We start from the raw sequence: 18,944 nt of genomic DNA, 5'->3' as shown, positions 1-18,944 counted from the left end.
GGGACAACGCTGCGCCCGACGAAAAAGGGCGGCTCCGTCGCCGGAACCGCCCCTTTTCATTCGCAAAACCGCGCCGCTTATTCGGCAGCGGCGAGCTCGGCCTTCGCCTTGTTGTAGATGGCGGCGGCCTTGTTCAGCACTTCCAAAATCTTCTTCATCGCGCCGGGCTCGTCGGTCTGCTCCATCGCGGCGAGCTCGCGGGCGAGGCGGCTGGCGGCCGCTTCGAAAATCTGGCGCTCGGAATAGCTCTGCTCCGGCTGGTCGTCGGCGCGGAACAGGTCGCGCGTCACTTCCGCGATCGAAACCAGGTCGCCCGAGTTGATCTTGGCTTCATATTCCTGGGCGCGGCGCGACCACATGGTGCGCTTAACCTTGGGCTTACCCTTCAGCGTTTCCATCGCCTCGCGCATCGTCTTGTCCGAGGACAGCTTGCGCATGCCGACGCTTTCGGCCTTGTTGGTGGGAACGCGGAGCGTCATCCGCTCCTTTTCAAAGCGAAGCACGTAAAGCTCGAGGCTCGCGCCCGCGATTTCCTGCCGCTGGAGTTCGACGACACGGCCGACACCGTGCTTGGGATAGACAACGTAATCGCCAACATCGAAGCTGAGCGCCTTGGCAGCCATGAGTGACCTTTCTGTCTTCAGTCTTTTGGCCCGGACCCGATACACGCGCCCGCGACACCGCGGGGCAAAGCGACCTCATCGGGAACAGGCAATTAAAGGAGGAGTTGGACCTTTCTTGCAGATGTAATGGACATCTGGGCCGAGCCAAGCCCGGTCCTGATCCATTTAACAGATTCGAAATAAAATTACCAGCGCTGTCAGAAAGCGCGACGATGGCACTTAGATAGTTAACGGATCGGACTGACGCACAGCCCCGAACGTCATCCCGAACTTGTTTCGGGACACGGGTTGGAGCCGCGGACGGTCTGACGATAATCTCGACCCCGTTGAGCGACGGAAGCCTTATCCCGAAACGAGTTCGGGATGACGCGGGGCGCTTAGTCCCCCTGCCCCGGCTCCGGCGAGAAATACTTGTCGTATTTGCCTTCCTCGCCCTTGTGCTCGTCGGCGTCGGCGGGGGCGCCGCGGCTGCGGGTGATGTTCGGCCATTGCGCGGAGAAAGTGGCGTTCAGCTCCAGCCATTTTTCGAGGCCGCTCTCGGTATCCGGCAGGATCGCCTCGGCCGGGCATTCGGGCTCGCACACGCCGCAGTCGATGCACTCGCTGGGATTGATCACCAGCATGTTGTCGCCTTCGTAGAAGCAATCGACCGGGCAGACCTCGACGCAGTCCATATACTTGCAGCGGATGCAGGCGTCGGTGACGACGTAGGTCATGTGCTCAGGCCCCTCATGGCGTTCCTCGGGACTCGCTAAGTCGCTGACGGAGTCGCGTCAACACCGGGCGAGAGATCGGTGTAGCAGAGCCGCGCTTCCGATGCCGGCCCCCGGCGGCCGGGGAGCGCCTCGATCCGAATGACGCGCACGCGGCCGTGCAACGGAAAACTCAGCACATCGCCGATGCGGACCGAGGCATGGGCGCGGTCGATCACGCGGCCGCTGATCCGCATGTGCCCGGCCTCGGCGACCTCCTGCGCGAAGCTGCGGGTCTTCGCGAGCCGCGCGAACCAGAGGAATTTGTCGAGGCGAAGCGTCTCCGCGCTCACCGCGCCAGACCGGCCAGGGCAGCGAACGGGTTGTTGGGATTGATGGCGACGCTCTCCTCCTGGCGGCGGCGGCCGTGCCAGCGCCACGAGGCCGGCGTGCCCTCGGCCTGCGGCATCGCCCGGAAGCCGAGCGAGAGCATCAGGCGCTTCAGCGTCGCCGCTTCCAGGCCAACGGATGTCGCGAGCGACGGATCGGGCACGAACGGGCGCTTGCCTTCGCGGGCGTCGTGGGCGGCACGGGCGATGCGCTCGACCATGTCGATGCGGACCTGCTGGCGGCCGATGCGGCGGAAGCCGGGCATCGCCGGGCCAGCCGGGGCGAGCACTGCGCCGGCGGGTGGTACGGCCGACATGGCCGCGCGAGTGCGCACAGCAAGCAGCGCCGTACGCCATTTGAGCGGCTCGGGCTTCAGCAGTGCCGGCGCAAACACGTCGAGTGCGCCAATGATGAGACCGAGCTTGCGCGCAGCGGCACGATCTTCGCGGGACAATCCGGCGAGGACGGTTTCAACCGCGCGCCGTTCAAGGATGCCACCGGCCTCTCCAAGCGGAGCGAGCAGCGCGCGCAAGGTCCGCGGCGTCGCCGGATCAGCCGTGGCGGCGGTGAGCTTCTCCAGCGGGTCGAGCAGCTTTTCGGTGCGCTCCTCCAGCCAGCGGTGGAGGCGGGCGAAGATGATGTCGCGGCTGTTTTGCTCCAGCGCCCTGGCGGCCCGCTCGAGGCGGAGCTTGGGGCGAAGCAGTTCGCGCGTCGGCTCGAACGTCGCGATCTCGCGGCCGTTCCACAGGATTGCGGGCGGCTTGCCCGGCTCGGCGAACAGCGCAAACGCCGCATCCTCGCTCGCCGCAAGCGCGCGGGCGCGGTTGGCGCGCTCGCCGGCAAGGCGGCGGTCGGCAGCAGCGATCAGACGGCGCGCATCGCCATGGCGCGCGCCTGCGTCGGGCGTAAACGCAAAGCCGTCGAGCTTGCCGATCGGCTCGTCATCGACAGTGACGGCCCCGTCTTCGGCGATTGCGACCGGCAGCTCGGACAGGCCCGCGCCGATCTCGCGCAGCAGCACCGACGTGCGCCGATCGACGAAGCGCTGGGTAAGCGCGGCGTGGAGGGCGTCCGACAATTTCTCCTCGATCGCGCGGGTGCGCTCGGCCCAATGCGCCGGATTCTCCAGCCAATCGGCGCGGTGCGCGATGTAGGACCAGCTCCGGATCGAGGCGATACGATCGGCGATGGTGTCGACGTCCCCGCCGGTGCGGTCAAGCCGCGCAATCTCTTCGGAGAACCAGGTGTGCGGGACGTGCCCGTTCCCCTCGGACAGATGCTGGTAGATGCGGCCGACGAAACGCGCGTGATGCTCGGGACCGGTCTTGCGGAAGTCGGGGAGACCGCAAGCGGCCCAGAGACGTTTCACCGCCTGGGGGCTGCGCGTTCGATCGCGCACCCAGTCCTCGTCGGCGAGGCGTTTCAGCACCGCCAGGTCGATCGCCTGCGGAGCGGGGCGCAGCACCGGATTTTCGGGCCGCGCCTCCAGCGAGCCGATCAGCGCGTCGAGGCTCGCCATATCCGGATCGCCGTCGCGCCAATAGAGATGATCGAGCGGCGGAAAATGGTGGTCCTCGATTGCCTCGATCTCTTCAGGCGTGAACGCGCCGGGGCCATCTTCGCTGCCCAACGAGCCGAAGGTGCCGTCGCGCTGGTGGCGGCCGGCGCGGCCGGCGATCTGGGCCATTTCGGCAACCGTCAGCCGCCGCTGCCGCCGCCCGTCGAACTTGCTGAGCGACGCGAAAGCGACGTGCGCCACGTCCATGTTGAGGCCCATGCCGATCGCGTCGGTCGCGACCAGGTAATCGACTTCGCCGGCCTGGAACATCGCGACCTGGGCATTGCGGGTGCGGGGCGAAAGCGCGCCCATCACCACCGCCGCACCGCCGCGCAGCCGCCGCAGCGTCTCGGCGACAGCGTAAACTTCCTCGGCCGAGAAGGCGACGATCGCAGAGCGCTTGGGCAGGCGGGACAGCTTCTTCGCTCCGGCGAAGCTGAGCGTCGAAAAGCGCGGGCGGTTGACGATATCGGTCTTCGGCAGCAGCGCCTTCACCATCGGCCGCAGCGCCTCGGAGCCGAGGATCAGCGTCTCCTCGCGTCCCCGGGCGCGGAGCAGCCGGTCGGTGAAGACATGGCCGCGCTCGGGATCGGCGCCCAACTGCGCCTCGTCGATCGCGACGAAAGCGACATCCCTGTCCAGCGGCATCGACTCCGCCGTGCAGAGGAACCAGCGCGAGGCCTTAGGCACGATCTTCTCCTCGCCGGTGATCAGCGCGACTTCGTTCGGGCCCTTGATTGCGACCACCCGGTCATAGACTTCGCGCGCCAGCAGCCGCAGCGGAAAGCCGATCATGCCGCTGGAATGCGCGCACATCCGCTCGACCGCGAGGTGCGTCTTGCCGGTATTGGTCGGCCCCAGAACCGCCGCGACGGGCGAAGAGGCAAAGCTGGACATGACGCTAACCTTGGGGGTTCCCTGACCAAACACAAGCACTTGTGCGGTTGAACGCACACGAAGCGCGGTTCGCCGCAGCGCCGCGGGATAAGCCAGCAACTTAGGTTGACGTTAACCCTGCTTGTCCACAGTCCTCCCACCTCGCCGCGATCATCGTGGCGCCATGCCGGGGGGCAGCTTCTTGTATCAACACGGCAGTCAAGAATTCAGCCTGGGCGGCGGAGCCGGCGCAGTCGCGCTCGCCCCCGGCTTCGGGCAGCGCGGCGTCAATGCGGGCCGCTTCGCCGATCTCGACCTCACCGTCGATCTTGGCGCGCGCATCGGCTCGCGCGAATGGTGGCGGGGGCTGGCGACGCTGGGCGCATTGTGCGCTGCGACGTGGGCACTCTCGCCCGGCCTGATGCGGCCGATGCCAGGCGCCGTTCCGCAGGCGCTGACCGGCGCGCAAGCCGAACAGGCGCGCTCGCAATCCTTCACGCCGCTGGCCTATGGCGCAAACTCCGGCCGACGCATGGCCGCGACCGATCTCGTCCGTCCCCTCGCCGAAGCGCCCGAGCGGCCGATGATCGAGCTGAGCGCCGCGATCGGCGACGGCAGCGATTTCGCCGACGCATTGGAACGCGCCGGCGTCGCGTCCAATGAGGCGGACCAGGTTGCGCAGATGGTGGCCTCGGCGACGCCGCTCGCGGGCATTGCACCCGGCACGCGGCTCGACCTCCGACTCGGCCGCCGCGCCAACAAGCACATGCCGCGCCCGCTGGACGCGCTCGCCTTCCGCGCCCGCTTCGACCTGCGCATCGAACTGGCGCGGGTGAACGGCGCACTGCAGCTCAAATCTATCCCGATCCATGTCGACTACACGCCGCTGCGCGTGGAAGGCGAAGCTGGCGGCAGCCTCTATCGCGCGGCACGGGCGGCGGGTGCTCCGGCACATGCGGTCGAAACCTATCTGCGCGCGATCGGCAGCAAGATGTCGGTGAGCACGATCGGATCCGGCGCGCACTTCGACCTGATCGTCGAGCAGCGCCGCGCCGAAACCGGCGAAGTCGAAACAGGCAAACTGCTCTTTGCCGGTCTGCAACAGGGCGGGAAGAAGCTGCAGCTTCTCGAATGGAATGCGGGCGGCCGCACCGAATGGTTCGACGCCGCCGGCGTCGGCGAGAAGCGTGCCGGACTGACCCGGCCGGTTGCCGGCTATCAGACCAGCGGCTTCGGCATGCGCTTCCATCCGCTGCTCGGCTATAACCGCTTCCACAAGGGCATCGACTTCGGCGCGGGCTATGGCTCGCCGATCTACGCGGTGGCCGATGGCGTCGTGAACTTCGCCGGGCGGCATGGCGGCCACGGCAATTTCGTCCAGCTCCGCCACGGCGGCAACATGGGCACCGGCTACGCGCATATGAGCCGGATCGCGGTTTCCGCCGGCCAGCATGTGCGGCAGGGGCAAGTGATCGGCTATGTCGGCTCGACCGGACTGTCGACCGGCCCGCACCTGCACTTCGAAGTGTACAAGGGCGGCGCGGCGATCAACCCGAAGGCGGTCAACTTCGTCACCACCTCGCTCTTGAGCGGCGAGCAGCTCCGCGCATTCCGGGCGAAGCTGGCGGGACTGCTGGCAACGCCGGTGCGGTGACACTTACCCTCTCCCCACCGGGGAGAGGGTGGACGAGCGCAGCGAGGCCGGGAGAGGGGCCGAGTCCGCACGCAGGGTGTCGGCCCCTCTCCCTGGCTGCTTCGCAGCCGTCCCTCTCCCCAATGGGGAGAGGGCAGGGATCAGCAATTCTCGTATTTCCAATTCCGGCGCTTGCCCTCGGCCATCCATTCGACGGCCTGGGCGACGCGCTTGGCGCGTGTCTCGGGGCGTTTCGCCTCGGTCACCCATTCGAGATATTCCCGCTTCTGGCCGGGCGGAAAGCCTTCGTAAGTCGCCTGCGCGGCCGGGCTACCGGCGAGCGCATCCGCCAGATCGTCGGGCATCGCGATCTCGGCCTTGGGGTGCTTGACCGGTCTTGGCTTCTTCTCGCCCGAATCGATCAGCGCCGCCGCTTTCTTCACCATCGCTTCCAGCGCGGCATCATCGGGAAGGTCGGCAATGCTGGTCAGCCGGCCGAATTGGCCCATGCCCGATTCCGGCTCCTTGGTGCCGGTCACCTCGCTCGAGCGCCAGAAACCAAGCGTCGCATGCTCCTTGAAGGCCGCCATCCCCGCGAGGATCTGCCCTTTGTAGGTGAAAGAGGGCATGCTCCACTTCATCGTCTCCTCGACGTCGGGGCAGGCGCGGTGAACGGCGGCGCGGATGTGGCGGAGGATCGGCTGCGCGAACGCCGCCTTCTTTTCGATGAACGCATCCACACGCGGATCGGTCTTCGGCATGTCCCGCTTCCCCTTCCTCCCCGCAAGATCGCGCGATCCAGGCGTCCGCGCAACCAGAACGGGTCCGAACCGTTCGGGTCGGGGTGGTTGAAGGAGACGACGATGAAAAAGACCATTTTCGGGCTGATGGTGGCGGTCACGCTGCCGTCGCTGATGCCCGCCCCGGCGAATGCGCAAAACTGGCGCGACTATCGCCGTTACGACTACAACCGGCTGCCGCCTGGTCAGCAATATTATTACGCCGACAAATATTATCGCGACGGCCGCTATTATCGCGAGCGCCGGCTGGCGCGGAACGACCGCATCTATCGCGGCAATGACGGGCGTTACTATTGCCGCCGCAGCGACGGCACCACGGGCCTGATCGTCGGCGCGGCGCTGGGCGGTCTGCTCGGCAACGCGCTGGATGGCGGCCGTTCGAGCGTGCTCGGAACGCTGATCGGCGCGGGCGCGGGCGGCGCGCTGGGCCGCGAAGTCGAACGCGGCAACGTGCGCTGCCGCTAAGTCTTAGGGGTCTCCCTGCAGAGGGAGACCCTTATTTCCCCGCAAACAGGAAACCGACCGCGCCCATCAGGCAGACAAAGGCGCCGAGGTGGCGCCAATGCAGCGGCTCGCCCAGATAAAGCACCATGAACGCGCCGAACACGGTCAGCGCGATCGCTTCCTGCGCCACCTTGAGCTGCGCGCCGCTCCAGCCATGCGCATAACCGATCCGGTTTGCCGGAACGGCGAGGCAATATTCGATCAGCGCGATGCCCCAACTGATCAGGATGACGAGCAGCAGCGGCTTCGCCATCCCGCCCTTCAGGTGCCAATACCAGGCGATCGTCATGAAGACGTTGGAGGCAAGGAGCAGAAGCAAAGTCGGCATTCGTGGTTCCCGCAGCGGAAAGCATGGCCTTTGCCCCTTGCGGCAGGTTAAGGTGCCGCGCCAGCCCGTTCATGGAGTATCCCAATGACCGGCGCGGTTGCGTTGCGTTTGGTGTCCCTGTCGCTGCTGCTGACCAGCGGTTGCGCTCTGCTGCGCCATAAGCCTGCGCCTCCTCCGCCGAAGCCTGTCGTCGAGGTGATCGAGGACAAGGTGCCGGTCGCCTGGCGCGAAGTCGCGAAACCCGCCGACCAGGAGCGCCTCGATCATCTGCGCGATGCCTGGACGAGCGGCCTTGGCGCAGCGGCGCGCTTCAAGACGGCGATCTCCGCCGAAGGTCCACTGCTCGATCCGGCGGCGGCGCTGCCCCGTGCAGCGCCCAGCCCCGGAGCCTATCTCTGCCGCGTGATCAAGCTGGGCGCTCGCCCCGCCCTCGAATCGTTCAAGCCGTTCAATTGCTTCGTCGACGCGGAAGGCGAGCTGCTGACGATGGTGAAGTCGAACGGCACGCTTCGTCCGGCAGGCCGGCTCTGGACCGACAGCGACACGCGGATGATCTTTCTGGGCGGCCTTGCAGAACCGGGCCAGAAGCCCGCCCCCTATAGCGACGACGACGCCCACAACGTCGCCGGCGTTCTGGAGCGCGTGGCCGCGTTCCGCTGGCGGCTGGCCGTGCCTTACCCGCGCGGCGGCGGCACGCTCGATGTCTATGAGCTCTCGCCGTTGATCCCGGCGACGCCAGTCCCGGCGCGCCCTTAAGTCAGCGCGCCCGAACGTAGCTGCCGGGCGCATCCTCGATCGCCGGCAATTTCCCTTCGCCGGGGACGCGCGCGCCGGTCGCCGGCACCTTTTCGGACGACTGACGCTCGATCCAGCCGATCCAGTCGGGCCACCAGCTTCCCTTGTGCTCGGTCGCGCCTTCGGTGAACTCGGCGAGGCTGTCGGCCGGCTTCTCGTTGGTCCAATACTGGTATTTGCCGGCGGACGGCGGGTTGACCACGCCGGCGATATGCCCGGAACCGGCGAGCACGAAGCGCAGCGGCCCGTCGAAATGGTCGGTGATCTTCCAGACGCTTTCCGGCGGCGCGATATGGTCTTCGCGCCCCGCCTGCACATAGGCGGGCGTCGTCACATGGCGCAGGTCGAGCGGCACGCCCAGCACCGTCATCGCCTTGGGCACGGCCAATTTGTTGTCGCGGTAGAGGTCGGCCAGATAGGAACGATGCCATTTGGCCGGCAGGTTCGTCGTGTCGCCGTTCCAATGCAGCAGGTCGAACGCGGGATAATCCTGCCCGAGCAGATAATTGCCGACGACATAGTTCCAGATCAGGTCGCGGCCGCGCAGCATGTTGAAGGTCGCCGCCATATAGCGGCCGTCGAAAAACCCTTCCGGCGCCAGGCTTTCCAGCAGCTTCAATTGCTCGTCGTCGACGAAGTTCTTGAGCTCGCCCGCGCTCTCGAAATCGACCTGCGCCGTGAAGAACGTGGCGCTTTTGACCTTCTCCGCCTCTCCGCGCCCGGCAAGCACGGCCAGCGTCGCCGCGAGTGTGGTGCCCGCCACGCAATAGCCGATCGCGTGAGCGGACGGCACGTCGAGCAGTTCGCGGATCGTGTCGATCGCGTCGATCTGCGCGGCGACATAGTCGTCCCACACCACGTCTTTCATGCTGGCGTCGGCGGACTTCCAGCTCACCATGAACACGGTCAGCCCCTGGTCCACCGCCCAGCGGATGAAGCTTTTCTCCGGCGTCAGGTCGAGAATGTAGAAGCGGTTGATCCAGGGCGGGAAGATGACGAGCGGCGTCTCGAACACTTCGTCGGTCGTCGGCGAATACTGGATCAGCTCGTAGAGCGGGGCGCGCTTCACGACCTTGCCCGGAGTGGTGGCGAGATTGCGCCCGAGCTCGAATGCGCCTTCCCGAACATGGGTGAGCTGGCCCTGCCGCATATCGCGCAGCATGTGCTCCAGACCTTTCAGCAGATTCTCGCCGCCGGTCTCCAGCGTCTTCTTCATCACCTCCGGGTTCGTGAAGGCGAAGTTGGACGGACTCATCGCGTCGACCACCGTGCGCGTCGCGAAGCGGATCCTCTCTTTCTCCGCTTCGTCCACGCCTTCGACCAGATCGACGGATTTCAGCATGTGCTGGGCAATGAGCTGGTAGGATTGGCGGATCAGGTCGAACAGCGGGTGCTCCCGCCATTCAGGCGCAGCGAATCGCCGGTCCTTCGACTTGGGCTCCTCCGGCGCTGCCGCTTCCCCGGGCGTCAGAAAGCGCTGCCAGAGCTTCATGCTGTCCGACCAGAAATTGGTCGCGGCCTGCGCGATTGCGGAGGTTCCCATCAGAGCCGGCATCGGCGTTGGGGCCGGACCGTCCCCCGCCTTCATCGCCAGCTCGACGCCATGTTCCATCATCAGCTGCTGGGCGCGGCCGATCACCCAGGTCCAGCGCTGCATGTCCTCGAGCGTCGGCGTGTTCGGCAGGACGGTGTCGCTGGTCTGGCTGGCCATGATCCTCTCCTTTGCCCTCACTCTATGCGACTTGGCGGTGTTCGTCAGCAACTTGCGCGAAACGCAAATGCTCCCATTTCGGTGCGATGACGGACAGGTCAGAGAAATGCCCGCTCTGCGGCAAGCCCACAGACTCCGCGCACACGCCGTTCTGCAGCCGCGGCTGCAAGGATCGCGACCTGCTGAACTGGTTGGGCGACGCCTATCGCGTGCCGGGGCCGGCAGCGCATGACAATCCTCTGGACACCGGCTCCGAGCCGCCGCTATAGGCCGCCCCTCGCTCAAACGCAGCGCCGTGCCCAGGTAGCTCAGTTGGTAGAGCATGCGACTGAAAATCGCAGTGTCGGTGGTTCGATTCCGCCCCTGGGCACCATTTTCCGACCGGCTTGCGAACCCGCCCGCTTCCGCTAACGATCGCCGGATGATGCGCCTTTCGTTTCGACCTGCATGAGCGGTTCCCCACTCTATGCGGGTCTTGAGCTGGGCGGCACCAAGTGCATCGCCATTCTTGCCGCCGGGCCTGACGATATCCGCGAACAGGTCGAACTGCCGACGCTTGCGCCGGCCGAGACGCTGGACGCGCTGGCGGCGATTCTTCGCGGCTGGGAGACGGCGCGGGCGCTCGGCATCGCCAGCTTCGGCCCGCTCGACCTCGATCCGGCAAGTCCCACTTATGGTTCGATGCCCAACACGCCGAAGCCCGGCTGGACCGGCGCTTCGCTGCTGCCGCTGACTCGCGTTCTCGACGTGCCGTTCGCGATCGACACTGACGTCAACGGCGCAGCGCTCGCCGAAGGCCGATGGGGCGGCGCCCAGGGACTGACAAGCTGGAGCTATATCACCGTCGGCACGGGCATCGGCGTCGGGCCGATCGTGTCCGGCGCGCCGGTTCGCGGGCTGGGGCATGCCGAAGCCGGCCATATGCACGTCGGCAGCAGCGATTCCTGGCCGGGCGCCTGCCCGTTCCATGGCGATTGCGCGGAGGGACTGGCGAGCGGCCCGGCGATCGAAGCGCGAACGGGCAAGGCCGGCGGCTCGCTTTCCGATGGCGATCCGGTCTGGAATCTGGTCGCCGAAGCGCTTGCGCGCCTGTGCCACAATCTGGTGCTGACGACATGCCCGGAGCGCATCCTGATCGGCGGCGGCATCCCGACGAAGCGTCCGCAACTGATCGGGCTAATCCGATCCGCCCTTATCGCCAGCCTGGCCGGCTATGCCACGGGTCCCCAAATCGCCACGATGATCGACAGTTTCGTGCAGCCGCCGCGCCTCGGCGCGCGCGCCGGACCGCTGGGCGCGATCGCGCTGGCCCAGACGGCCATTTAGCTCTTCACCTGACAAGAATGGTGCGGTCGAGAAGACTCGAACTTCCACGTCCTTTCGGACACAACGACCTCAACGTTGCGCGTCTACCAGTTCCGCCACGACCGCACGAGACATCCCGCCGGACAGGCCGGCGCTGGCAAGGCGGCTGCCCCTAGCAGAGCCTTTTCCGCCTCGCAACAGGCCTTTCAAGTCTTCGAGCCGACGAAGCTGAGCTTCAGTTCGCGCGCACCCTTCGGCACGTCATAGACGGCGGCGTCGAACTGCGCCGCGTCGCCGGGGCCGAGCGTGCGCTGCGGCGGCGTGATGATCCAGTTATAGACCACGCGGCCCTGCGCATCCTGGAGCTCGGCCTGGATGTCGGGCACGTTCTGGCGCTCGCGGGTCGGGTTCACCACGCGGCCGGTGAGCGCGAACAGTTCGTTGCCGCTGGCCAGCGCACGGCGCTCCGGCTTGCTCGGCACTTCGATGAGGAGCGCGACAGTCCCACTGCCACCATTCAATCCGAATTGGGCACGCACCTTGTCGAAACCGACGAATTGCAGCGCGGCAATGGCGGCGAGCAGCAGCACGCCCACCACGGCGGCGACGATCGTCCAGCGCCGGGCGGGATTGGCGCGCGATGGGCCTTCGTCCTCATAATCGTAGGGATCGGCCTGGGGCTCTGCGACCGCCTCCGGTTCGGGCGTCTGCTGGGGAGCGACAGCTTCCGGCACCGGCGGCTTGTCGATCTGCACCGGCGCGGTCTGCTCGACATCCGAGCCGGCAGGCCACTGGTGCCAGCTATTGCCGCACTTGGCGCAACGCACGGCGCGCCCGTTCACGCCGATCGCACCGTCGGGAACGGTGTAGCGCGTATGGCACGCTGGACATTCAAGGATCATGCGGCGCGGGCCCCTCAGCTAACGTCTTCTAAACGTCTCGCGACTCGCAGCGCAAGCACAGTGCTTTACGGAAATGCCGCGCTCGTGCCATGGCGTCATGAAACGGGGTGAAAGCGAGCGAGGGCGCGGGCGCGATGGCCAGCATCGTGCAATTCGAAAATGTAGGTCTGCGCTATGGCATGGGCGCGGAAACCCTGTCCGACGTCAGTTTCAGCCTGGCGCCGGGCGCCTTTTATTTCCTGACCGGCGCCTCAGGTGCGGGCAAGACGTCGCTGCTCAAGCTGCTGTATCTCGCGCAGCGCCCGAGCCGCGGGCTGATCCGCCTGTTCGACGAGGATGTGGTCGACATGCCACGCGAGCGGCTGCCGGCGCTGAGACGGCGGATCGGCGTGGTGTTCCAGGATTTCCGGCTCGTCCCGCACCTCTCCGCCTACGACAATGTCGCGCTGCCGCTCCGCGTCGGCGGGGTCGACGATGGCGAAATCCAGGAGCGGGTGAGCGAGATGATTGCCTGGGTCGGCCTGTCGGGCCGGGCGAGCGCGCGGCCGGCGACATTGTCGGGCGGCGAGCAGCAGCGGGTCGCGATCGCCCGCGCGGTGATCGCGCGGCCCGAAATGCTGGTCGCCGACGAGCCGACCGGCAACGTCGACCCCGACATGGCGACGCGCCTCCTCCACCTGTTCGACGCGCTCAACAAGCTCGGCACCACAGTGGTGGTCGCGACCCACGACATGCACCTCGTCTCGCGCGTGCCGAACGCCGCGATCATGCGGCTGGAGCGCGGACGGCTGGATGATCCCACCGGTGCGCTTCGTTATCCGCCGCGGGTGCTTGCATGAACCTGCCTTTCGCCTTCACGCGCGCCGATCGCCAGCTCCTGCCCGAGGGGCGAGCGGCGGGCCCAATGCCGTGGGTGATCGCGATCATGGTGTTCCTGACGGTGCTCGCTGCCGCCGCCGGTCTCGCGCTGGCCGGTTCGGCGCGAGCGCTGGGCGACCAGATCGCCGGACGGGTGACGATCCAGATCGTCGAGGCCGACCGGGTCGCGCGCGAGGCCCAGGCCGAAGCGGTGGCGCGGCGCGTGCGCGCCCTGCCCGGCATCGCGGATGTCCGCCGCGTGCCGGATGCCGAAATCGCAAATCTCCTCGAGCCCTGGCTCGGGTCCGGCGGATTGGAGCTGCCCGTGCCGGCACTGGTGGATGTCGACCTTGCGAACCCGGCCCAACTCCGAAATCTCAAGACGGCAGTGGCGCGGATCGCGCCGTCTGCGCGGATCGACGCGCATGCCCAGGCCTTGGCGCCGCTGCGCGACCTGATCGGAACATTGCGCTGGCTGTCGCTTGGCTTGGTGTTCCTGATGGGAGTCGCTACGGCTGCCTGCGTGGTGCTCGCAGCCCGCGCCGCCCTCAACACCCATCATGAGACGATCGACGTGCTTCATCTGCTCGGTGCGACGGACATCCAGATCGCCCGCCTGTTCCAGCGCCGTATCGCGCTCGATGCGCTGTTCGGCGGCGGGCTCGGCTTTGCCGCCGGGACGCTGATGATCCTGGTGCTGGCCGGACGGATCGGGGCCGTCGGATCGGAGCTGGTCGGCTCGGTCCAGCTCGCCCCGGCAAGCTGGCTCGCGCTGATCGCGGTGCCCGTTGCGGGCGCGCTGCTCGCAACCGCCGCGGCGCGTCTGACAGTCGAGCGCGCGTTGAGGCGCATCCTGTGATCCGCCGCTTGATCTCCGCCCTCGTCATTGTCTGGGTCGTCGGCTTCGTGCTGTTCGTCGGCTTGCTGCCGCGGCCGGCCGGCGACGCGACCACGGACGGCATCATCGTGCTGACCGGAGGCCCCGGCCGCATCGAACGCGGCCTGGCGCTGATGGAACAGCACAAGGCAAAGCGGATGCTGGTGTCCGGCGTCAATCTGGCGGTCGGGCGCCGCGACTTCCTGGTCATGTTCCGCCCGCCGCGGGCGTTGTTCGATTGCTGCGTGGATCTCGGCAACGACGCCGTCGACACGCGTTCGAACGGCGCCGAATCCGCCGCCTGGGTCAAGAAATACCAAGTCCGCAGCGTGCGGCTCGTCACGACCGACTGGCACATGCGCCGCGCCCGCTTCGAACTCGGTCAGGCGCTGCCCAAGGACGTCGCGATCGTCACCGACGCGGTGCGGAGCGAGCCGGATCTGCCGATCCTCCTCACCGAATATCACAAATACATGCTCCGCCGCGCCGCGGCTCTGATCGGCTTCTGACGATGCTGCGGGGGCTGGCGTTCAAGGTCGTTTTCTACGGCGGCAGCCTGTTCTTCGTGGTGACGGCATTTCTGTACGCCGCGGCCGGCCGCCACGCACTGATCCCGCATGTGCGCCGCTGGACCGTGTTCCACGACTGGTGCTGCCGCAAGCTGCTCGGCATCGATTGGCGCGTCGAAGGCGAGCTGCCGCGCACGCCGGTGCTGGTCGCGATGAAGCACGAGGCGATGTACGAGACGCTGCATTCCGTGCTGCTGCTCAACGCGCCGGCACCCGTCTTCAAGCAGGAGCTGCTGAAAATCCCCATCTGGGGCCGCGCGCTGCTCAGTTACGGCGGCATCGTCGTCGATCGCGAGGCGGGCGCCAAGGCCCTGCGGGCGATGCTTGCCGAAGCGAAGGACCTGATCGCCGACGGCCGTCCGATCCTGATCTTCCCGGAAGGGACGCGCGTGCCGCACGGAGAAGCGCCCGAGCTCAAGTCCGGTCTCGCCGGGCTCTACCGCATGCTGGGGCTGCCGGTGGTGCCGATCGCCTGCGATAGCGGCCGCTTTCTGCCGAAACATGGCCCCAAGCGGCCCGGCACGATCACGTTCCGGGTCGGTGAGACGATCCCGCCGGGCCTTTCCCGCGAAGAGATCGAAGCGCGGGTCCACGGCGCGATCAATGCGCTCAACGACTGACGGCCACCCGGAAAGGGGTGGCCGCCGTCTAGGATTGCTTGGGGATGTGTCAGCGGTCGCTGCTGCGATGGCCGCTGCTGCCCTTATGGCTGCCGCTTCCGCTCTGCTGCCGGTTATTGTCGCTGCTCTGCTGCGATTGCTGACGGCTGCGGTCGCTCCCGGAACCGCTCTGCTGGCGATTGCCGCTGCGATCGTTGTTCTTGTTCTTCATGGTCACGCTCCTTACGCATCCGCGTCGATCGACGCAGTAACAAAACGCCGGGGGCTGGCGCACAGTTTCGTGAACAAGGGGTGGGCCGGCCTCGATGCGCGCCCAGCCGAGAAGGGAGCGATATGACCTATTGCCTTGGCATGCTGTTGGAATCGGGCCTGGTTCTGATGGCCGACACGCGCACCAATGCAGGCGTCGATAATTTTTCGACCTTCCGAAAGCTGCACGTGCTGGCGGACGGCCCCGACCGCCAGATCTACGCGGCGACGGCGGGCAGCCTGTCGGTCAGCCAGACGGTGATCGGCACGCTACGCGAAGACCAGCTCGCCTCCGATTCGGGCGAGCCCAAGCCTTGCCTCGGCGAAGCGCCGACCATGTTTCGCGTGGCGCAGCTCGTCGGCGAAGCGGTGGAGCATGCCGGCGCCAGCGTCGGCGCCGCACTCGACCGCGCGCATATCGAAAGCCATGTCGATGTGCTCGTCGGCGGACGGGTCGGCGACGGGCCGCTGAAATTGTTCGAAGTCTATAGCGTCGGCAATTTCATCGAATGCACCCAGGACGTGCCGTTCCTCCAGATCGGCGAGACCAAATATGGCCGGCCGATTCTCGACCGCACGCTTCGATACGACACGCCGCTGGCCGACGCGGTCAAACTCGGCTGCCTGTCGTTTGACGCGACAATGAAGTCGAACCTGGGCGTGGCGCAGCCGATCGATGTGCTGGTGATCCCGGCGGACCGCGCGCTCGCTCCGATCAGTCATCGGATCGAGCGCCACGACCCTTATTTCGTAGAATTGCAGGAAAGATGGCAGCAAGGGCTGCGCAAGACCGCGGCCAGCCTGCCCACACCGCGCTGGATGAAGTGAGCGCGCCCCGCTTTATTCGTAAGCGTAGGCGAGGCGGAGCGTGTTCATCCGGTCTGCCGTCTTGACGCCAGCCGCACCGTTCAGCGCCCAGCGTATTTCCGCCAGCATCAGCGGGCGATCCCGAACCTGGACGAGCACTTGCTGCCCAAGCGGCATGTCCGGCACCGAATCAAGCCGGAGGCCCGATTGCGAAACATCACGCACCGTCGAACGGAACGGCGCCGCACCGACGACGACACGCCCTTCGACCTCGATATCGTAGCGCTTCGCGCGCGGACGATGGGAGGGTGAGCTGCCGCGGTCCGTCTCATTCTCGATGCCGAAGATCGCGAGCGCGTTCTCCAGATCCATCCCGAAACGCCGCCCGCGTGCCCAGCGAATGGTCCCGACGTGAAACGCGTTTTCGGAAATGCTGAACACGAGCCGCTGGCCGGTGCTGAGCGGAACGTCCGCTTCGCCGGCCATGCCGGTTCGCGAGACGTTTCTGACGACGAGCGGCACGAAGCCATCGATGGGGAATATCTCGGCCCACATCAGGACCTTTCGCCGTGTATCGACCCGACGCTCCGTCGGATCCGGCGCAACCGTGTCGTCTTCCATTCCGAAAAATGACTTCAAACGAGACGCAAGCATGACGTGCCTTTGCTCCACTTTTGGGGCGACCCAGCGAAAATGATGCGTCCGTCAGCCCGCAATCGCGGGGACGGCGAGAGCCGCCCCCGCTCTGTCAACTGATCCGGACTGAACGGACCGGATGGCTAATCGGCTGAAAACCCTAACGTATCGCTTGCGTCACAATATCGCGATACGATCAATCGTGCGCGCGTCCGAAATCGGGGCGGGCATCGTCCTGGCCTTGCTCGACGATCGAGCGGCGAACGGCGCGGGTGCGGGTGAACAGGTCGAACAATGCGTCACCGTCGCCCCAGCGGATCGCGCGCTGCAAGGCAGTCAGGTCTTCGGTGAAGCGCTGCAGCATCTCCAGCACCGCATCCTTGTTGGCAAGGAACACGTCGCGCCACATGGTCGGGTCGGATGCCGCGATGCGGGTGAAGTCGCGGAAACCGCCGGCCGAGAATTTGATGACTTCCGAGCGCGTCACCTGCTCTAGGTCGGAGGCCGTGCCGACGATCGTATAGGCGATCAGGTGCGGCAAATGGCTGGTGACGGCAAGCACCAGATCGTGATGCTCGGGCGTCATCGTCTCGACCTCGGCGCCCAGCGCACGCCAGAATGCCTGCACCCGCGCGACGGCGGTCGGATCGGTGCCTTCCACCGGCGTCAGGATGCACCAGCGGCCGTGGAACAGCGTCGAAAAGCCCGCTTCCGGCCCGCTATTCTCGGTGCCGGCAACGGGATGTGCGGGGACGATCTGATTGTTCGGCAAGGCCGCGCTCAGCGCCGCCGCGACGCTCGCCTTGGACGATCCGACATCGCTGACGATCGCGTCGGCCGGCAGGTCGTCGGCGATTTCGCTCGCCACCGCGCCCACCGCGCCCACCGGCACGCAGAGGATGACCAGATCGGCGTCGGTCACCGCCGCACCGGCGCTGTCGGCGATATCGTCGCAGAGCTGGAGCCGGTCGGCGACGCCACGCACTTGCGGGTCGGCATCGTGCCCGGTCAGCCGCACGGTCGGCATGTGCTGCCGCACTGCGCGCGCCACCGACGAGCCGATCAGCCCCAGGCCGATGATCGCGACGCGGGAAAAGGGCAGCATCAGCCCGCCTGCTCCACCAGCCGCCGCAGCGCCGCCGTCATGCCCAGCATTTGCTCGTCGGTGCCGATCGAGATGCGCAGGCCATGCGGCAGCTGCTGGCCGGGAAGCCAGCGCGTGGCGTAACCGGTGTCCATCAGCCCTTTATAGGCTTGCTCCGCGGTCAGCCGGCCTTCGAACAGCACCAGCAGGAAATTCGCCTTGCTCGGCACCGCGCGGATGCCGGCATTGCCAAGGCTTGCGACCTGCTCGGCGAACCAGGCGCGCCATTTCGCATTGTGCGCTTTCGAATGGGCCACGAAGGCTTCGTCGTGCAGCGCGGCGACGGCGGCGCGCTGGCCTGCGATCGTCATGTTGAAGGGCAGGCGAATGCGGTGCATCGCCGTCACGATCTCGGCCGAGGCATAGCCCCAGCCGATCCGCTCCGCCGCCAGACCGTAGATTTTGGAGAAGGTGCGCGTGACGAGCACGTTCGGCGCAAACTTCGCCAGCTCCAACCCGCCATCGTCCGCGCCGTCGTCCAGATACTCGGCATAAGCGTGGTCGAGCACCAGCAACACGTTGCCGGGCAACCCCGCGTGCAGGCGCGCAATCTCCTCGCGCGGCGCGTAGGTACCGGTCGGGTTGTTCGGATTGGCGATATAGACGACGCGCGTCCGCTCGGTGACCGCGGCTAGGATCGCGTCGACGTCGGTGGCATAATCCTTGTCCGGCGCAACCACCGGCACCGCGCCCACGCGCCGCGCCGCGATCTCGTACACCGCGAAGCCGTAGCGCACGAAGATCACTTCGTCGCCCGGTCCCGCGAACGCACCGGCGGCAAGGTGCAGGATCTCGTCCGATCCGTTGCCATAGATCACGCGCATCGGGTCGAGCCCGTATTTCGCGGCGATCGCCTCGCGAACGACAGCCCCGCTGGCGTCGGGATAGCGATCGAGGCTGTCGGCGGCCGAGCGGAAGGCTTCTCTGGCCTCCGCGCTGGTGCCGAGCGGGTTCTCGTTCGACGAGAGCTTCGCGACCTTGCGCCCATCGTCGGTGGTCGAGCGCCCGGGCACGTAAGGCGCGATATCCATGATCCAGGGCTTGGGAGCGGGCGCGAGCATGGCCGG

22 protein-coding genes and 2 tRNA genes are annotated in these 18,944 nt (G+C 66.7%); 11 read left to right on the top strand and 13 right to left on the bottom strand.

Annotated elements, in window-relative coordinates; translation table 11 throughout:
- Positions 1 to 77: 77 nt before the first annotated feature.
- The 4 genes from ACFSCW_RS02230 to ACFSCW_RS02215 all read right to left on the bottom strand — a co-directional run bounded on the left by ACFSCW_RS02230 (position 78) and on the right by ACFSCW_RS02215 (position 4,160).
- On the bottom strand, positions 78 to 623 hold the full coding sequence (locus tag ACFSCW_RS02230; protein ID WP_380886451.1) for a CarD family transcriptional regulator: 546 nt from the start codon (positions 621 to 623) through the stop codon (positions 78 to 80).
- Positions 624 to 1,000: 377 nt separating this feature from the next.
- Positions 1,001 to 1,339 carry a ferredoxin FdxA gene (gene fdxA / locus ACFSCW_RS02225; protein WP_380886449.1) on the bottom strand — a complete coding sequence of 113 codons (339 nt, stop codon included), beginning with the start codon at positions 1,337 to 1,339 and terminating at the stop codon, positions 1,001 to 1,003.
- 35 nt (positions 1,340 to 1,374) lie between these two features.
- On the bottom strand, positions 1,375 to 1,668 hold the full coding sequence (locus ACFSCW_RS02220; RefSeq protein WP_380886447.1) for an RNA-binding S4 domain-containing protein: 294 nt from the start codon (positions 1,666 to 1,668) through the stop codon (positions 1,375 to 1,377).
- Positions 1,665 to 4,160 carry a helicase-related protein gene (locus ACFSCW_RS02215; protein ID WP_380886445.1) on the bottom strand — a complete coding sequence of 832 codons (2,496 nt, stop codon included), beginning with the start codon at positions 4,158 to 4,160 and terminating at the stop codon, positions 1,665 to 1,667. The genes ACFSCW_RS02220 and ACFSCW_RS02215 overlap by 4 nt, the downstream gene beginning before the upstream one ends.
- Before the next feature lie 181 nt (positions 4,161 to 4,341).
- Here ACFSCW_RS02215 and ACFSCW_RS02210 point away from each other — a divergent pair, with 181 nt between their 5' ends.
- Positions 4,342 to 5,793, top strand: coding sequence for a M23 family metallopeptidase (locus ACFSCW_RS02210; protein WP_380886443.1), 1,452 nt, complete (start codon positions 4,342 to 4,344; stop codon positions 5,791 to 5,793).
- A gap of 140 nt (positions 5,794 to 5,933) precedes the next feature.
- Here the strand turns inward: ACFSCW_RS02210 and ACFSCW_RS02205 are convergent, their stop codons facing one another.
- A complete protein-coding gene (locus tag ACFSCW_RS02205; protein ID WP_380886441.1) occupies positions 5,934 to 6,533 on the bottom strand; it encodes a YdeI/OmpD-associated family protein in 600 nt (199 codons plus the stop codon).
- A gap of 102 nt (positions 6,534 to 6,635) precedes the next feature.
- Between ACFSCW_RS02205 and ACFSCW_RS02200 the strand changes: the two genes are divergently transcribed.
- Positions 6,636 to 7,037, top strand: coding sequence for a glycine zipper 2TM domain-containing protein (locus tag ACFSCW_RS02200; RefSeq protein ID WP_380886439.1), 402 nt, complete (start codon positions 6,636 to 6,638; stop codon positions 7,035 to 7,037).
- 31 nt (positions 7,038 to 7,068) lie between these two features.
- Here the strand turns inward: ACFSCW_RS02200 and ACFSCW_RS02195 are convergent, their stop codons facing one another.
- Entirely contained in the window at positions 7,069 to 7,404 is a 336-nt protein-coding gene (locus ACFSCW_RS02195; RefSeq protein WP_380886437.1) for a DMT family protein, read from the bottom strand.
- A gap of 84 nt (positions 7,405 to 7,488) precedes the next feature.
- On the opposite strand from ACFSCW_RS02195, the gene ACFSCW_RS02190 reads away from it, so the two are divergent.
- Entirely contained in the window at positions 7,489 to 8,160 is a 672-nt protein-coding gene (locus tag ACFSCW_RS02190) for a DUF4893 domain-containing protein (RefSeq protein ID WP_380886435.1), read from the top strand.
- A gap of 1 nt (position 8,161) precedes the next feature.
- Here ACFSCW_RS02190 and ACFSCW_RS02185 read toward each other — a convergent pair whose 3' ends face one another.
- Positions 8,162 to 9,910 carry a PHA/PHB synthase family protein gene (locus tag ACFSCW_RS02185; RefSeq protein ID WP_380886433.1) on the bottom strand — a complete coding sequence of 583 codons (1,749 nt, stop codon included), beginning with the start codon at positions 9,908 to 9,910 and terminating at the stop codon, positions 8,162 to 8,164.
- 86 nt (positions 9,911 to 9,996) lie between these two features.
- On the opposite strand from ACFSCW_RS02185, the gene ACFSCW_RS02180 reads away from it, so the two are divergent.
- The 3 genes from ACFSCW_RS02180 (at position 9,997) to ACFSCW_RS02170 (ending at position 11,236) form a co-directional block, all read left to right on the top strand.
- The gene (locus ACFSCW_RS02180) at positions 9,997 to 10,179 is read left to right on the top strand and encodes a DNA gyrase inhibitor YacG (RefSeq protein WP_380886430.1); all 183 of its coding nucleotides are present in this window, start codon (positions 9,997 to 9,999) and stop codon (positions 10,177 to 10,179) included.
- Positions 10,180 to 10,207: 28 nt separating this feature from the next.
- A tRNA-Phe gene (locus ACFSCW_RS02175) sits at positions 10,208 to 10,283 on the top strand.
- A 74-nt stretch (positions 10,284 to 10,357) separates the two neighbouring features.
- Positions 10,358 to 11,236, top strand: a complete 879-nt coding sequence (locus ACFSCW_RS02170; protein WP_380886428.1) for an ROK family protein — start codon at positions 10,358 to 10,360, stop codon at positions 11,234 to 11,236.
- An 18-nt stretch (positions 11,237 to 11,254) separates the two neighbouring features.
- On the opposite strand, the gene ACFSCW_RS02165 is transcribed toward ACFSCW_RS02170, so the two are convergent.
- Together ACFSCW_RS02165 and ACFSCW_RS02160 are read right to left on the bottom strand one after the other, a co-directional pair.
- Positions 11,255 to 11,341 (bottom strand) — tRNA-Leu (locus ACFSCW_RS02165).
- An 80-nt stretch (positions 11,342 to 11,421) separates the two neighbouring features.
- The gene (locus ACFSCW_RS02160; RefSeq protein ID WP_380886426.1) at positions 11,422 to 12,117 is read right to left on the bottom strand and encodes an MJ0042-type zinc finger domain-containing protein; all 696 of its coding nucleotides are present in this window, start codon (positions 12,115 to 12,117) and stop codon (positions 11,422 to 11,424) included.
- 134 nt (positions 12,118 to 12,251) lie between these two features.
- Between ACFSCW_RS02160 and ftsE the strand changes: the two genes are divergently transcribed.
- Genes ftsE through ACFSCW_RS02140 form a run of 4 tightly spaced genes read left to right on the top strand, consistent with a single transcriptional unit; the run spans position 12,252 to position 15,041 of the window.
- Entirely contained in the window at positions 12,252 to 12,956 is a 705-nt protein-coding gene (gene ftsE, locus ACFSCW_RS02155) for a cell division ATP-binding protein FtsE (RefSeq protein ID WP_380886424.1), read from the top strand.
- Positions 12,953 to 13,834 carry a cell division protein FtsX gene (locus tag ACFSCW_RS02150; RefSeq protein WP_380886422.1) on the top strand — a complete coding sequence of 294 codons (882 nt, stop codon included), beginning with the start codon at positions 12,953 to 12,955 and terminating at the stop codon, positions 13,832 to 13,834. Before ftsE ends, ACFSCW_RS02150 begins: the two co-directional genes overlap by 4 nt.
- Positions 13,831 to 14,361: a YdcF family protein gene (locus ACFSCW_RS02145; protein WP_380886420.1), complete on the top strand. Its 531-nt coding sequence runs from the start codon at positions 13,831 to 13,833 to the stop codon at positions 14,359 to 14,361. Before ACFSCW_RS02150 ends, ACFSCW_RS02145 begins: the two co-directional genes overlap by 4 nt.
- Before the next feature lie 2 nt (positions 14,362 to 14,363).
- The gene (locus ACFSCW_RS02140) at positions 14,364 to 15,041 is read left to right on the top strand and encodes a lysophospholipid acyltransferase family protein (RefSeq protein WP_380886418.1); all 678 of its coding nucleotides are present in this window, start codon (positions 14,364 to 14,366) and stop codon (positions 15,039 to 15,041) included.
- Positions 15,042 to 15,090: 49 nt separating this feature from the next.
- On the opposite strand, the gene ACFSCW_RS02135 is transcribed toward ACFSCW_RS02140, so the two are convergent.
- Positions 15,091 to 15,252, bottom strand: coding sequence for a hypothetical protein (locus ACFSCW_RS02135; protein ID WP_380886416.1), 162 nt, complete (start codon positions 15,250 to 15,252; stop codon positions 15,091 to 15,093).
- A 122-nt stretch (positions 15,253 to 15,374) separates the two neighbouring features.
- On the opposite strand from ACFSCW_RS02135, the gene ACFSCW_RS02130 reads away from it, so the two are divergent.
- Positions 15,375 to 16,118, top strand: coding sequence for a proteasome-type protease (locus ACFSCW_RS02130; protein ID WP_380886414.1), 744 nt, complete (start codon positions 15,375 to 15,377; stop codon positions 16,116 to 16,118).
- 12 nt (positions 16,119 to 16,130) lie between these two features.
- Here ACFSCW_RS02130 and ACFSCW_RS02125 read toward each other — a convergent pair whose 3' ends face one another.
- The 3 genes from ACFSCW_RS02125 to hisC form a co-directional block, all read right to left on the bottom strand.
- Entirely contained in the window at positions 16,131 to 16,652 is a 522-nt protein-coding gene (locus tag ACFSCW_RS02125) for a PilZ domain-containing protein (RefSeq protein ID WP_380886412.1), read from the bottom strand.
- 277 nt (positions 16,653 to 16,929) lie between these two features.
- Positions 16,930 to 17,838, bottom strand: a complete 909-nt coding sequence (locus ACFSCW_RS02120; RefSeq protein ID WP_380886409.1) for a prephenate/arogenate dehydrogenase family protein — start codon at positions 17,836 to 17,838, stop codon at positions 16,930 to 16,932.
- Positions 17,838 to 18,938 (bottom strand): histidinol-phosphate transaminase, encoded by a 1,101-nt coding sequence (hisC, locus tag ACFSCW_RS02115; RefSeq protein WP_380886407.1) that lies wholly within the window; start codon positions 18,936 to 18,938, stop codon positions 17,838 to 17,840. Before hisC ends, ACFSCW_RS02120 begins: the two co-directional genes overlap by 1 nt.
- Positions 18,939 to 18,944 lie beyond the last annotated feature (6 nt).

This window comes from Sphingomonas tabacisoli, from assembly GCF_042678385.1.
GTDB lineage: Bacteria > Pseudomonadota > Alphaproteobacteria > Sphingomonadales > Sphingomonadaceae > Sphingomonas_B > Sphingomonas_B tabacisoli.
Note: the sequence above shows the minus strand (reverse complement) of the source record. Positions and strands in the feature narration are given on the sequence as shown.

Coding starts and splice junctions, on each gene's coding strand:
- ACFSCW_RS02230 (WP_380886451.1), bottom strand. CDS start 623: ATGGCTGCCAAGGCGCTCAGCTTCGATGTTGGCGATTACGTTGTCTAT.
- fdxA (WP_380886449.1), bottom strand. CDS start 1,339: ATGACCTACGTCGTCACCGACGCCTGCATCCGCTGCAAGTATATGGAC.
- ACFSCW_RS02215 (WP_380886445.1), bottom strand. CDS start 4,160: ATGTCCAGCTTTGCCTCTTCGCCCGTCGCGGCGGTTCTGGGGCCGACC.
- ACFSCW_RS02205 (WP_380886441.1), bottom strand. CDS start 6,533: ATGCCGAAGACCGATCCGCGTGTGGATGCGTTCATCGAAAAGAAGGCG.
- ACFSCW_RS02200 (WP_380886439.1), top strand. CDS start 6,636: ATGAAAAAGACCATTTTCGGGCTGATGGTGGCGGTCACGCTGCCGTCG.
- ACFSCW_RS02195 (WP_380886437.1), bottom strand. CDS start 7,404: ATGCCGACTTTGCTTCTGCTCCTTGCCTCCAACGTCTTCATGACGATC.
- ACFSCW_RS02190 (WP_380886435.1), top strand. CDS start 7,489: ATGACCGGCGCGGTTGCGTTGCGTTTGGTGTCCCTGTCGCTGCTGCTG.
- ACFSCW_RS02185 (WP_380886433.1), bottom strand. CDS start 9,910: ATGGCCAGCCAGACCAGCGACACCGTCCTGCCGAACACGCCGACGCTC.
- ACFSCW_RS02180 (WP_380886430.1), top strand. CDS start 9,997: ATGACGGACAGGTCAGAGAAATGCCCGCTCTGCGGCAAGCCCACAGAC.
- ACFSCW_RS02170 (WP_380886428.1), top strand. CDS start 10,358: ATGAGCGGTTCCCCACTCTATGCGGGTCTTGAGCTGGGCGGCACCAAG.
- ACFSCW_RS02160 (WP_380886426.1), bottom strand. CDS start 12,117: ATGATCCTTGAATGTCCAGCGTGCCATACGCGCTACACCGTTCCCGAC.
- ftsE (WP_380886424.1), top strand. CDS start 12,252: ATGGCCAGCATCGTGCAATTCGAAAATGTAGGTCTGCGCTATGGCATG.
- ACFSCW_RS02150 (WP_380886422.1), top strand. CDS start 12,953: ATGAACCTGCCTTTCGCCTTCACGCGCGCCGATCGCCAGCTCCTGCCC.
- ACFSCW_RS02140 (WP_380886418.1), top strand. CDS start 14,364: ATGCTGCGGGGGCTGGCGTTCAAGGTCGTTTTCTACGGCGGCAGCCTG.
- ACFSCW_RS02135 (WP_380886416.1), bottom strand. CDS start 15,252: ATGAAGAACAAGAACAACGATCGCAGCGGCAATCGCCAGCAGAGCGGT.
- ACFSCW_RS02130 (WP_380886414.1), top strand. CDS start 15,375: ATGACCTATTGCCTTGGCATGCTGTTGGAATCGGGCCTGGTTCTGATG.
- ACFSCW_RS02125 (WP_380886412.1), bottom strand. CDS start 16,652: ATGTGGGCCGAGATATTCCCCATCGATGGCTTCGTGCCGCTCGTCGTC.
- ACFSCW_RS02120 (WP_380886409.1), bottom strand. CDS start 17,838: ATGCTGCCCTTTTCCCGCGTCGCGATCATCGGCCTGGGGCTGATCGGC.
- hisC (WP_380886407.1), bottom strand. CDS start 18,938: ATGCTCGCGCCCGCTCCCAAGCCCTGGATCATGGATATCGCGCCTTAC.